We start from the raw sequence: 12,533 nt of genomic DNA, 5'->3' as shown, positions 1-12,533 counted from the left end.
AGCCGGGCTACTCCGAGAGGAACGCCGAAACGAGCTTCCGCTCGGCCGATCGAAGGTGTTGGTGTAGCGTCGAGGACGCGATATCGAGCGAGTCGGCGATCTCCTCGGCCGTATGTTCCCGGGGCCACTCGTAGTAACCCTGTTCGTGGGCCGTGCGCAACACGGAGGTCTGTCTGCCCGTCAACTGGGCGTCCGGGTCGACGGCGAACTCATCGACCGGCCGGGGACGCTGTCGCTTCGCAACCAGCCGGACGTTCACCCAGTGTTCCTTGAGCCGGTCGATGACGGTATCGACGTCGATTTCCGATGCGACCTCGACAACGAGACGAGTCTCGCCGTTCTCGGCGATCAACGACCGGAGGTTCACGCCGGTTCGGGCCAGGATGTTCGGCGGCGGATTATCGACGGTGACGTGAACGACGCATTCGTCCGTCCGGTCGTCGACGACGGCGCAGTGATCGACCGATCCGTACTCGAGGAGAAAGTCCTCGAGCGCCTCACAGTCCCCGTTCGTGATTCTGATCCGATAAACGGGCTCGGTTCCGGTGTCTACCGCTCCCCGGTGTAAACACCGGCAATCGAACGCGCTGGAGAGATCGCCGAACGGGCTCTCGTAGGCGAACTCGAGTTCGACACACTCCCCCGTCTGGAGGGTCTTCTGGCGACGATCGGCGAGGAAGGCGAACCCGAGTGCCTCCCCGAGTACCGCAAACCCGCTCTGTACCGCGTCGCCGAACTCCGGAGGATCGGTGGTTGCGAGAACCAGTTTGCCGAACGTCTGGGTCCGGGAAGCGATCGGTACGGCGGCGGCCAGTGTTTCCTCCTCGCCGCGCTGGGAGTCGAAGCGACGACGGGTCGTGGTCACACAGGCCCGTCCTGCGGCCTCCTCGAGGAGTTGTCTCACGAACGGCGAGTCGACGAACGTCTCCGGGTCGGAGACGAGTGCGGTATCGTCGTCGATCGATCCGGCCTCGAGGATGGGCTCCCCGTCGTCGGTGGTCACGATACAGGCGGCGTCGTACAGCGATGAACCGGCGAGCCGATCACAGACCGTCTCGCTCGTTTCCGCCCGGGTCGCCGATCCGAGTATCGACCGGATCACCTCAACTACGAGCGTGTTGAACTGGTCGGTTACCGCGAGTTCGTTCCGCCGCCGTTCGAGTTCCACCCGCCGGTCCCGGAGTCGCTCCTCGCGGTCGGCTCGACGGAGGGCCGTACGAATCGACTCAGAGAGCAGTTCGACCAGTTGAATATCGGTCTCGCTGAACGTCCCGTCGGGGTCGATCACCGTAAGGACGCCCAGATCGCCGACCGGAACGTGGAGATCGGCACGCGAGGAAGTGGTCGCATACGCGTCGTCGGTCGGTTCGTTACAAACCGTCTCGCCGGTACGATACGCCGTCCCGGCGTTCGAGGCTTTGAGATCGTAGGCGACCTCCGATTCGAGAAGCTCCCCCGCGGCGTCGGTCGCTGCCGACCGCCGGAGGTCGTTTTCCGCCCCGTCGTACAGCCGGAGCGTCGCGATCTCGTAGTCGAGCGCGTTGGCGGCGGCCTCGACTGCGACGGAAGCGGTCTCGGTTCTGTCCCCCGCCGACATCAGTTCCCGGGTCGCTTTCAACAGCCCGTTGAGCCGCCGTTCGTGGCGCCGTTCGTCTGTCACGTCCCGTCCGACGCAGACGAACTCTCCCGTTTCGAGCCGCGTCAGCGAGACCTCAAGCGGGAACGTCGAACCGTCGGCACGTACCCCAGTGACTTCCCCGTGCCACTCACCCTCCGAACGCGTCTCCGGGCCGATCTCGAGCGCGAAGCGATCGGCCGGTTCGTGCAGTTCGCGCCACCGTTTGCCGACGACTGCGTCGGGATCGTCGTATCCGAAGAGGGCGGCGTAGGCCCCGTTGGCGTACTGAACCGTGCCGTCGTCCGAAAGTATCGAGATCCCGTCGGTCGCCGCCGCCAGCGCCGTCGACCACCGGAGCAGTTCCCGTTCCTGCTCGACTCGTGTCGAAACGTCACGAACAGTAGCGAGCAGGAGCTCGGTGCCGTCGACGACGACCGCCGTCCCCGAGACTTCCGCCTCGATTAGTTCCCCGTCACACCGACGACACGAGAGCCGTTCCGTCCAACCGTGGCCGTACTCGAACACTTCTTCGGCGAACTCTTGGAACGCTTCGTAATCTTGTGGGTGGATATCCGACGGCTGAACCGAATCGAGCTCCGCCGCGTCGTACCCGAGCAATTCACAGGCGGCGTGGTTGTACCTGACGAACCGATCCGCCTCGATGTCGACGAGGAACACAGGGTCGTCGGCGTGCTCGAAGACCCGATCGAGCGAATCAGTCCGCGCCGACCTCTCCCTCGGAGTCTCGTCGCCGGTCGTTTCGTCCCCTTCGATGAGGAGTGCGACCATCCGGTCGGCCCCGACATCCGATACTGACGGGGTCGTCTCGACGGTCACGCGAACCGGAAACCGGCTGTCCGTCTCCGCGACGAGTTCGAGCTCGAGTTCGTCCCCGTCGGCGACAGCGTCCCCGTCGTAACCCGAAAGCAGCGTCCCAACCGGTTCGTCGACCAGCTCGTCCCGGTCGTAACCCGTCTCCTCAGCGACCGCTTCGTTGACGTGATAGATGCGCTCCAGTCCGTCGGTGACGACGACCATCGCCGGCAGTTCATCGAGGACGACCGAAAGAACGCGTTCGTCCACCCCGGAAATCTCCTGTCCGCCATCAAAGGCGTAGGTCCGAGTCATAGCTCAGAGACGAACGGGACAACTCGGGAGTCCGTGCGTTGCGATACCATATATGAATACCGCGCGTATGAGTTTTATCTGAGGATACGTATATAAAGAAGTATCGTCTAATGTTACCGAATATACACATAGAGCGTCTGTAATGACGTCAAATCGGGAGAATGGACCGATCGGACCCGGTACGTGTTAAGAAAGAGTAAGAAGCTCAAAGTCCTCTTCGACGAGCCGTCCGACATCGGGCCCGTGTTGCTCGTCAGGGACGCCCTGGAGTCGGATATTAGCCCCCCGGCAGCCGTCGATCGCGTCGAACGCGTCGGCACAGAACGCACAGGCAGCGACCAGATCGCGATCGAGGAGCTCTGAGAACCGCTCGTGGAGCGGGTGATCGACCCGCCGTTCGAGTTCCCCCGGCCATTTCGTCGCCGCGCCGTCGAGATAGACGCGAACTTCATGGCCGTCGTTGTCGAGTGTCAGTGCGTACTCGATCCCGTTGAGTACGCTGCCGACCCGATCGGGCCCTCCGGTTATCAGGAAGGCGTACTTCCCCATACTGTTACCGCATCGGGAATCGGAAACAAAACAGAAACGCACGTCTGTGTTACCGACTTACGGTTCGGTAACACCCCTCTATGGGGAGCGGAGACGCCGGATACGGCGGACCACGGGGCGAGCGACGCGAGAACCTGCCTGAAGCGCCCACGCCGGCCCGCCGCCAGACTGGGCCTCAAACGATCGCGGTTCCGATTACCGTCGCCAAAACGACGGTCATCACGAACAGCAATACGACCCCCACGACGGGCGAGGTGGCACGTTCGAATCCAGCCTTCTGAATCGGGTTCTCTGAGTTCATCGGTTCGTGCGCAGCCACCGGATCGGTGGGCTGGCTTGCCAGTAGCTACGACAGGGGGAATATATATACTGGAGAGCGGATTCAGATCTCGATTCGAACGGGAACACGGCAGCGGTTTTGAGTGTCGAAACGTTCGCCGAATCACCCCGAAGACCGGTATTAGACTGCGTGTTACCGTGATGCATGGAAGGGACCGAACCGGATCCCCCGAAACCGGAGAACGCGAGCCCGGACACCGAAGTCGTCGGCGAGTACGATTCGGTCGACGGAACCGACGCGTTCGTCGTCGCCGATATCGCACGGGACGACGCCTGGCTGGCGATGTCCGTCGAAGCGGTGATCGACCTCGAGAACGTCCAGTAACCGTCCGACCCGTATCCGAACGGCCGATCGCATAGCCCTCAAGCAGCGGGAGTACCTAACCACTTAGGTCGTCATATTATTACCGTGAGCGTGTACCATCGAGTATGCCGGAGCTGAGGACGAGCGATCCCTCCGTAGAACGGGCGACGGAACTCACGGTGCTTTTCGTCGACGACGAGCCCGAACTGTTGGATATCTACGAGATCCGGTACGGCTCCGAGTACGAGGTTCTCACTGCGAAGGGTGGCCGAGAAGCCCTCGAACGGTTCGATGATCACATCGACATCGCCTTCTTCGACAGACGGATGCCGGGGATGTCCGGCGACGAGGCGATCCGGGCGATCCGCGGGGACGGATACCGGACACCGATCGGGATCATATCGGCGGTCGATTCCGAGGCAGAAATCGGGGTCGAATACGACGTATATCTCACCAAACCGATCGACGAAGATCGAATCCGAGAGGCGATCGAGCGACACGCCCCATAGCCACAAGAGGCGGCGGACGGTTTGCCGATCCGTGGCTCTAGATCGGTCCTACCCGTGATGATCAGTATCTCTCCGGTCGTGGTTTCCCGTCTCGGCCACCGTCTCGGCGACTTCGACGAGCGTCGACCACGTGTTCACTCCGGCCCGGAGCGCGACGAGATCCTCGGCGTCGATCCCGATCGAGAGCCGCGACCCCTCCCGGGCGAGCGTCGCCGTGGCGCGGTCGCCGTCGATTTCGCCGAGTTCTTCGCCGACGGCGTCGGCGACGAGGGCGGCCGCTTCCGGGGTATCGTAACGAAAATCCAGCTCAACCGTATGCACGCTACTCGACGTCGACTTCCTTGATATCGCGGCTGCGCTCCTTCAGGAGGACCCGGTGGCCGCAGTATGGACACCGGACGCCGCCGTACTCGTCCAGTTCGACGTCGCGCTTACAGCGGGAACACTTGTAGCTCATCGTTACTCTTCGTCGCCGATCGCGGCGCGGATAGACCGCGTTACGGTCTTTCCGGCCGGGGTCTCGGGGCGGTAGGCGCCGCCGGTGAACGTCTCGCCGGTCTCCTCGTTGACCCAGATGCCGGTTCCGATCCGTTTTACGCTGTCGCCGTCGACTTTCGCGTTGTTGGTGTCCTCTTCGATCTCTGCGACGCGACGGCGGGCGACGCGCCCGTATCGCGCGCCGAAGCGGCCTGCGCTCCCGGTTTTGCCCTTCTTGGCCATAGTACCTTACTGTCACGCCAGCGAAGGCATAAACCCCACGTTTCCCGGCGACGGTCACTCGCCCAGTTCGGCCTCCGAGAGCGCCTCGTTGAGGTCCGCCCGGACGCGCTCGCCCAGTTCCCGATCGCCGGCGGTCGTGACGATCCGGTTCTCCTGAACGCTCGAGCCATCGCGGATCAGAAGCCGGACGTTGCCGCGTTCGTCGGCGCGGGTCGCCTTCGCCCGGACGCCGCTTTGGGACCCGGAGCCGCCGGCGTCGATCGGCCCAGGAATGATCTTCTTGACGTGGGGGTGTCCGGCGACCGTCTGTATCGCCCGGCGGCCGTCCCGACCGCCGATGAGCGTGCTGTGGCTACCGCCTAGCTTTTCTGCGGCCGACGCCTCGACGACCGCGAGCGCCGGCTCCCCTCGCTTTCGGCGGACGGCCTCGATCGGATCGTCGTCCTCGATCCGGTAGAAGGGATACCGGAGTTCGCCGCGGACCGCGTTGATCACGCCCCGGTCGCCGGTCGCATAGACCTCCTCCGGGCGTTTCCGCCGGACTTCGTCGGCGATCCGCCCCGCGAAGTTCCGGCGTTCGGTCGGGATCCACCGCTCTTCGGTTTCGGGGTTCGTCGTCACGGTCCGCTCGCCGACGACCTCCTCGTCGAAAAGCGTCGTCACGCTCGCCCGATCGTGGGCACACTCGATGACGACCGTGTCGGCGTTTTCGCTCCGACAGACCAGACAGTAATCGCCCGGTCGGTCGAGCGGCGACGCACAGCACCGACACTCCATACCCGAAGGGAGGCGATCGAGGCCGATAAGCGGGGCGGTTTCCGGACCGTCCGATCAGGCGAGGTCGTCCGGGTCGGTCTTCAGGAACTCGCGGGCGAGGACCGTCGCGTAGCTTCCTTTCGGCAGCGAGAACCGGAGTTCGAGCGGGTCCTCGCCGAGCGTGAGGTCGGTCGAGACGCCGATCGCCCGCCGGGTGCCGGTCGATCCGAACTCGCCCGGGAGGTCGAAATCCGACCGCTCGATCCCGAGATCGGAAAGCACCTCCCGGGTGATCGATCGCGGTTCCTCCGCACCGAACTCGGTTTCGGTCCCCACGAGCGGCGCCGTGACGAACGCCCGCCCGCGTTCGCAGTGCCGGCGGATCGTCCGGAGCTGTGTTTCCTCGACGACCTGCGTCCGGTCGGGGTCGGGCAGCCCGTCGCCGTCGGTGAAACAGACCACGTCGCCCTCGACCGGCCGGCCGAAGGGCATTCCACGCCGGAGCCGTTCCGAGAGGATCCGGTTGTAGACGTACGACTGTGCCGCGTTCGTGAACATCCGCTGGAGGTTCGAGGGCAGTTCTTCGAGCGCCGCCCGGTAGTCCTCCGGGGTGTCGGCGCCCTCGGCCAGCCTGGCGGCGATCGCCCGCTCGAACCGGAGCCCGCCCGGGAGCTCCTCGTCGACGGCCGACCAGTCCCGCTCGGCGGCGATCCGGTCGCGCGCTTTTCGGGTCCGCTCGGGCTCACGCTCGCTGGACTCACAGACGTACCGGACGGCGGCGGTCTCCCAGTCGTCGGCGAGGACCGCGAGGCCGACCCGGTGGGTGATCGGTCGCTTCGAGCCGAACCGCTGTTGCCCGAAGTAGTTCGGGACCGCAATTTCGGCGCCGTCACCGCTGTCGGTTCCCGCGAACGCCCGGAGTTCGGCGGCGATCCGGTCGGCGTTTTCGGGCCGATCGGCGTCGCGGACGACGATCTCGAACTCGTTGCCGATCAGGTCCCCAAAGAGAACCGGCCGGCCGGCCCGGCCGAGTGCCTCGATCTCGGCGCCGTCGAGTTCCGGCAGCGTGTTCCCCTCGCGTTTGATCGAAAAAAGCTGCGTCGTGACCGCGCGTTTGTCCTTCGTCCCCGCCCACGAGACGCGCTCTCGGCTCACCCCGAAGCGGTTCGAGAGTGCAGACGCGAAGTCGTTCGTATCCCAGCCTTCGAGCGTCGCCCGGAAGACGAGATGCGGGTAGGAGCCGGTCTCGGCGTCGGGGTCCCGAAGCTCCGCGCCGAAGGCCTCCCGCTCGCGGACCCGGAAGTCCACGGATCGGTCCCGGAGCCGACCGCCGGTCCCCTCGGTCTCGGAGACGTAATACTCGATTCCGACGGCGGCTTCGGCCTGGTGAGCCTCGCGCATACGATAGCTGTGTCGTCGAGGGACAAGCCGTTTGCTATCGCTTCTACGGTCGCGGCTAAAGCGTTAATTCTGCCGTCCGGCGGAGATACGAAGGGTCTTTTTCTCCCGCCCCGAACGGTCGGCATGCACCTCTTCGAACCTTTCGAGTGTCGGGACGTGACGGCCCGAAACCGCGTGATGGTCTCGCCGATGTGTCAGTACTCCTGTGAGGAGATGGACGGGCTGGCGACCGACTGGCATCTGGTCCACCTCGGCAGCCGGGCGACCGGCGGCGCCGGGATCGTGATGACGGAGGCGACCGCCGTCACGCCTCGGGGCCGTATCTCGCCACAGGACCTGGGGATCTGGAGCGACGAACACGCCGAGGCCCTCCGGCCGATCACCGAGTACATCGAGTCACAGGGCGCGACCTCCGCGATCCAGCTGGCCCACGCCGGCCGGAAGGCCTCGACGTATCGCCCCGCCGACGGCCGCGGTCCGCGCCGCGACGAGGCCGGCTGGACGCCCGTCGGCCCGACGTCCGAACCGTGGCCCGCCGACGAGCCCCTGGAGACCGAACGGCTCGACATCGAGGGTATCGAGCGCGTGATCGACGCCTTCGTCACGGCGGCCCGACGGGCCGTCGACGTTGGGTTCGATATTCTGGAGATCCACGCTGCCCACGGCTATCTGCTCCACGAGTTCCTCTCGCCGGTGACGAACACCCGCGAGGACGACTACGGCGGCAGCTTCGAGAACCGGACCCGACTCCTCAGGGAAATCGTCCGCGAGGTCCGCGAGGAGATCCCCGAGGGAACGCCGCTTTTCGTTCGGATTTCCGCGACCGACTGGCTCCCGGACCGAAAGTCGTGGACCGTCGAGGACTCGGCGCGGCTCGCCGGCGATCTGGAGCCGCTCGGCGCCGATCTGATCGACGTGAGCGCGGGCGGGAACCACCCCGACCAGCAGGTCCCCGAGCCGGGGCCCCACTATCAGGTTCCCTACGCCGAACGCGTCGCCGAAAGCGGCGTCCCCGTCGGTGCCGTCGGCAAGATCACGACCCCGGAGGGTGCCGAGGAGGTCGTCCGGAACGGCCGGGCGGACCTCGCGATCGTCGGCCGGGAACACCTCCGGGACCCGTACTTTACGCTCCACGCGGCGAAGGAGTTGGGCTACGAGGCGCCCGTCCCGCGCCAGTACACCCGCGGTTTCGACTGATCAATAGAGGCTCAGATCGCCGGTCACCTTGTCGACGACGTTCTCCCCGCCCGGCCCGACGGCGAGGGCGGTCACGGTGCCCGGTTCCAGTTGGGTGTGGCCGGCGTCCCGGACGAGCGCGTACGGCAGCCCCTCCCGGCGCGCCTCGTCGGCCAGCCGCTGGAGCTGTTTTTCTCCGTTTCCCTTCAGGACGATCTTCTTTTGCCCGCCGGACTTCCACTCGTTTCGGGCCGCCGTTTCAGCCTTCTCGTAGGCCGAAAGCGAGGCGTGGGCGACCTGTGCGGCGAGCTTGCCGGTCCCCATCCCGATGTCCGTCCTGGCGACGATGGCCTGTTTCATACGCTCTCTGGCCGGGGCAGCCCCGTGAACGTTCCGACTACCGGGGTTCGTCCCGCGCCCGGTGTTCGCTTATCAGCTGGTCGATCTCGGCCGCCTTGCGCTCGCGCCGCCGCTTTTCGGCCCGCTCGCGCCACTCGTCGACGACGGCCTCGATTTCGCTCTCGCGGGCGACGGCGAGTTCGTCGACCTCCTGGATCGTCACGTCCGCCGCCGGCCCGACCGGGATCTCCTGTTCGAAGAGGATCTCGTCGGCCTGCTCGGAGAGCCGCCCGTCCCGGAGGACGACCCGGGGGCCGTACTCGACGAGCAACTCGGCTGTCCGGCGGCCGGCGCCGCTGGCGTCCCGGAGGTAGACAACGTCGTCGGATGCGAGCCCGTAGGACTCGTCGGCGCGTTCGATCGCGTCCGTCGTGAACTGCTCGATCGGTTTCACGGGGACGAGATCGCGCTTCTTTTCGGCCACGTCGGCGAAATTCGAGTGATCGAGCTTCCATAGCTCTTTGAGCCGTTCGAGTTTGCCTTCGAGATCGTCGTTTGCCGCCTCGGCCTCGGCGAGTTCCCGCTTGAGCCGCTCGTTTTCCCGTTCCAGCCGCGTCACTTCACGGCGCTCCCTGGCGTCTTTGCGCTCCTCGCGGCGGGCCTCCGACAGTTCCGACTCGAGTTCAGCGACCCGTTCGTCCTTCGTTTCGATGGTGGCTTTCAGGTCGTCGACGTGGTTCTCGAGCCGCTCGGTCCGCTCTTTGAGCCGCCTGATCTCTTTTTCTTCCGGCGTGAGTTCGCGGGGATCGTGCGTCTCGGCGGATTCCTCGCCGCCGTCGTCCTCCCCCAACTCGTCCAGCGCCGTCTCGACGCTCTCCTCGCCGGCGACGACGCGGGCGATGACCTCCCCGCGCTCGAACCGCGGCGGCACCTTCGCGCTGACCCGCTCGAACTGGTCCTCGTGGCCGTCGTAGGCGAAAAGCGCCGCCGCCATCGCGTCCCGTTCGTGGTCGTTGTCGTAGGCCTCCTCCCGCGTCCGGTGGAGTTTCCGGTCGACCGGCAGGTCCCGTTCGGGTGTCCAGCCGGCGGCGTCGAAACTGCGTCTGATCTTCTCGACGGTCTCGGGCATCGGCTCGACGTCGGCGGCGACGACGATCGGGCGGCCGTGTTCGACGATCCACTCGATGACCTCGGCGGTGTCGGCGGTTCGACTCGACCACACGTCGAGGACGCCCCCGTCGAGGTCGGCCAGCGCCACCGCGGTCGTCGTCCCCGGGTCGATCCCGACGATGACGTGATCCCGGCGCGTGACGAGCGGCCGGTACTCGATGCCGTCCCGTCGCTCCCGTTCGATCTCGATCCTGGTGTCGCCCGACCGGCGGGCCGAGACCGGGATCTCGTCGGGCGTCGCCTCGACCTCGAAGCGGGCCTGCGAGTAGCCGCCGTACTTCTCGGTGACGTCCGTTTCGTACTCGAGGGCGGCCTCATCGAGTTTCGATTCGACGTCCCGGGCGACCTTTTTGACCGATCCGTGGATCCGGCGGGTAAACCGGTCTTCGCTCCAGCCGCCGCCCCCGCCGGTCGAACGGCCCCGGGCGACTTTCACCTCGGTCGTGTTCGTAAACGCCGAGACCTCGTAGCCGACGTTCCTGGCGGCGAGTCTGGCGGCGGCCTCGGCTTCCTTCATCGGGTCCTTGCCGTAGGGGACGCCGTGGCGGGCGGCGACCCGCGAGAGCGGTTCCGGCCGCTCGTCGCCCGTGACCTGGACGAGTTTCGTCTCCGAAGGAAGCCCCCGCAGGAAGTGAACGAGCGCCCCCTTGTCCTCGGCGAGTTCGAAGGCGTTGTCCGTTGCGACGATCCCGGGAAGCTCCTCGCCGATGCGCCGAAGGAGCTTCCGCCGGGAGACGACGGCCCGATCGATGGACTCTCCGTCATAGGCTACGACGGCGTAAGAGGGTGAATCGCCCCGCACGTCCCCGCTTTGGATGTCGACGCCGAAGATCCGGTCGTCGAGGGCGTCCGTTCGCGTACTCACACACGGGCGTACGGTTTCGCTGGACATAAACCTCGTGACGGAGGGTAGTTCTCCGTCCGGGAGTTACGGTCGGGAGTCGTCCGTTTGCGATACCTTGACAGGGGTGTTTCAGTCGTCGGAGGCGGCCTGGCCGACGCCGTCGCTTCCCACGGTCGGGGCCGCGGTGTCGGGCAGATCGGTCCGGACGTCGGCCGTCTCGTCGTTCTCGATGATCTCTGCGTAGGCGTCCGGCACCACCTTGACGAACTTCTCGAGTTCCGACTCCCAGTTCTCGAGGATGTACTCGCCGCGGTCCGAATCGGTGTGGGCGACGTGGTTCTCGATGAGCCGGCGGAGCATCTGCCGGTCCTTCCGGTCGAGGTCGTCGGTCGTCGAGACCATCCCGTAGTTGACCTTCCCTTCGAAGTCGCCGTCCCGATCGAGCACGTAGGCGATCCCGCCGGACATCCCGGCCGCGAAGTTCTTGCCCGTCCGGCCGAGACAGGCGACGACGCCGCCGGTCATGTACTCACAGCCGTGATCGCCGACCGACTCGACGACGGCTTTCACCCCGGAGTTCCGGACGCCGAAGCGCTCGCCGGCCATCCCGTTGATGTAGGCTTCCCCCTGTGTCGCCCCGTAGAGGGCGACGTTGCCGATCAGGATGTTCTCTTCGGGCTCGTAGGGCGCGTCGTTCGGCGTGTTGATAATCAGCTTCCCGCCCGAAAGCCCCTTGCCGACGTAGTCGTTTGCGGTACCGGTCAGCCCCATCGTGACGCCGTCCTGGAGGAAGGCGCCGAAGCTCTGGCCGGCGGTGCCGCCGAAATCGACCGTGATCGTGTCCTCTGGGAGCCCCTCGGTGCCGTGGTGCTTCGAGATCCGGTTGGAGAGCGTCGCACCGACGGCCCGGTTGACCGTCGAGATCTCCCGGTCGAGATGGATCGGCTCGCCCGTCTCGATCGCCCCGCCCGCCTCCTCGAGGAGGTCCCAATCGAGGGCCTCCTCGATCTCGTGGGTCTGGGGCTCGGTCTTGTGCCGATCGCCGCCGGCCGGCTGGGCGAGGATCCCGGAGAGATCGAGCTTTCTCGCTTTCTCCTGTTCGACGTCCTCGCGCTGCCGCAGGACGTCGACGCGGCCGATCATCTCCTCGACGGTCTCGAAGCCGAGTTCGGCCATGATCTCGCGAAGTTCCTGAGCGATGAACGTCATGTAGTTGATGACGTGCTGTGGCTCGCCCGGGAACCGCTGGCGGAGGTTTTCGTTCTGGGTCGCGACGCCGACCGGACAGGTGTTTTCGTGACACTGGCGGGCCATCACACAGCCGGAGGTGACGAGCGAGGCCGTCCCGAAGACGTACTCCTCGGCGCCCAAGAGCGTGCCGATAGCCACGTCGTAGCCAGTCTTCATCCCGCCGTCGACGGTGACTTTGATCCGGGATCGCAGGTCGGTCGAGCGGAGCATCTGGTTGGCCTCCGCGAGCCCGAGTTCCCACGGGAGGCCGGCGTTTTTGATCGAGGTCTTCGGCGAGGCGCCCGTCCCGCCGGAGTGCCCGGAAATGTGGACGACGTCGGCGTTTGCCTTCGCGACGCCGGCGGCGATGGTGCCGATCCCGGCCTCCGAGACCAGCTTCACGTTGATGTCGGCCTCGGGGTTTGCGGCCTTCAGGTCGTGAATGAGCTG

Annotated in this window: 14 protein-coding genes; 3 read left to right on the top strand and 11 right to left on the bottom strand. The window is 65.9% G+C overall.

Features of this window, described 5'->3' with window-relative positions:
- Positions 1-7: 7 nt before the first annotated feature.
- From KM295_RS12040 to KM295_RS12030, 3 genes are all read right to left on the bottom strand, one after another.
- Positions 8-2,746, bottom strand: a complete 2,739-nt coding sequence (locus KM295_RS12040; RefSeq protein ID WP_256030202.1) for a PAS domain S-box protein — start codon at positions 2,744-2,746, stop codon at positions 8-10.
- Positions 2,747-2,932: 186 nt separating this feature from the next.
- On the bottom strand, positions 2,933-3,295 hold the full coding sequence (locus KM295_RS12035) for a hypothetical protein (RefSeq protein WP_256030201.1): 363 nt from the start codon (positions 3,293-3,295) through the stop codon (positions 2,933-2,935).
- A gap of 175 nt (positions 3,296-3,470) precedes the next feature.
- Complete coding sequence (locus KM295_RS12030) at positions 3,471-3,596, bottom strand: type IV pilin N-terminal domain-containing protein (protein ID WP_256030200.1); 126 nt, start codon at positions 3,594-3,596, stop codon at positions 3,471-3,473.
- Positions 3,597-3,779: 183 nt separating this feature from the next.
- On the opposite strand from KM295_RS12030, the gene KM295_RS12025 reads away from it, so the two are divergent.
- Both KM295_RS12025 and KM295_RS12020 read left to right on the top strand, forming a co-directional pair.
- On the top strand, positions 3,780-3,959 hold the full coding sequence (locus KM295_RS12025; RefSeq protein WP_256030199.1) for a DUF7556 family protein: 180 nt from the start codon (positions 3,780-3,782) through the stop codon (positions 3,957-3,959).
- Positions 3,960-4,063: 104 nt separating this feature from the next.
- Positions 4,064-4,447, top strand: coding sequence for a response regulator transcription factor (locus KM295_RS12020; protein ID WP_256030198.1), 384 nt, complete (start codon positions 4,064-4,066; stop codon positions 4,445-4,447).
- 48 nt (positions 4,448-4,495) lie between these two features.
- On the opposite strand, the gene KM295_RS12015 is transcribed toward KM295_RS12020, so the two are convergent.
- Genes KM295_RS12015 through truD form a run of 5 tightly spaced genes read right to left on the bottom strand, consistent with a single transcriptional unit; the run spans position 4,496 to position 7,324 of the window.
- The gene (locus KM295_RS12015) at positions 4,496-4,768 is read right to left on the bottom strand and encodes a KEOPS complex subunit Pcc1 (protein WP_256030197.1); all 273 of its coding nucleotides are present in this window, start codon (positions 4,766-4,768) and stop codon (positions 4,496-4,498) included.
- A 1-nt stretch (position 4,769) separates the two neighbouring features.
- Positions 4,770-4,904, bottom strand: a complete 135-nt coding sequence (locus tag KM295_RS12010; protein WP_137276262.1) for a DNA-directed RNA polymerase subunit P — start codon at positions 4,902-4,904, stop codon at positions 4,770-4,772.
- A 2-nt stretch (positions 4,905-4,906) separates the two neighbouring features.
- Positions 4,907-5,167 (bottom strand): 50S ribosomal protein L37ae, encoded by a 261-nt coding sequence (locus tag KM295_RS12005; RefSeq protein WP_256030196.1) that lies wholly within the window; start codon positions 5,165-5,167, stop codon positions 4,907-4,909.
- Between the two features lie 54 nt (positions 5,168-5,221).
- Entirely contained in the window at positions 5,222-5,944 is a 723-nt protein-coding gene (locus KM295_RS12000) for a DUF2103 domain-containing protein (protein ID WP_256030195.1), read from the bottom strand.
- Positions 5,945-5,998: 54 nt separating this feature from the next.
- Positions 5,999-7,324, bottom strand: a complete 1,326-nt coding sequence (gene truD / locus KM295_RS11995; protein WP_256030194.1) for a tRNA pseudouridine(13) synthase TruD — start codon at positions 7,322-7,324, stop codon at positions 5,999-6,001.
- 123 nt (positions 7,325-7,447) lie between these two features.
- Here truD and KM295_RS11990 point away from each other — a divergent pair, with 123 nt between their 5' ends.
- Positions 7,448-8,521, top strand: a complete 1,074-nt coding sequence (locus tag KM295_RS11990; RefSeq protein WP_256030193.1) for an NADH:flavin oxidoreductase/NADH oxidase — start codon at positions 7,448-7,450, stop codon at positions 8,519-8,521.
- On the opposite strand, the gene pth2 is transcribed toward KM295_RS11990, so the two are convergent.
- From pth2 to KM295_RS11975, 3 genes are all read right to left on the bottom strand, one after another.
- On the bottom strand, positions 8,522-8,860 hold the full coding sequence (gene pth2 / locus KM295_RS11985) for a peptidyl-tRNA hydrolase Pth2 (protein WP_256030192.1): 339 nt from the start codon (positions 8,858-8,860) through the stop codon (positions 8,522-8,524).
- 37 nt (positions 8,861-8,897) lie between these two features.
- Positions 8,898-10,874: a DUF460 domain-containing protein gene (locus KM295_RS11980; RefSeq protein WP_256030191.1), complete on the bottom strand. Its 1,977-nt coding sequence runs from the start codon at positions 10,872-10,874 to the stop codon at positions 8,898-8,900.
- Positions 10,875-10,982: 108 nt separating this feature from the next.
- The coding region (locus KM295_RS11975) for a GltB/FmdC/FwdC-like GXGXG domain-containing protein (protein ID WP_256030190.1) at positions 10,983-12,533 on the bottom strand (1,551 nt) is incomplete at its 5' end.

It is taken from the genome of Natronomonas aquatica (genome assembly GCF_024449025.1).
Classification (GTDB): Archaea; Halobacteriota; Halobacteria; order Halobacteriales; family Haloarculaceae; genus Natronomonas; species Natronomonas aquatica.
Note: the sequence above shows the minus strand (reverse complement) of the source record. Positions and strands in the feature narration are given on the sequence as shown.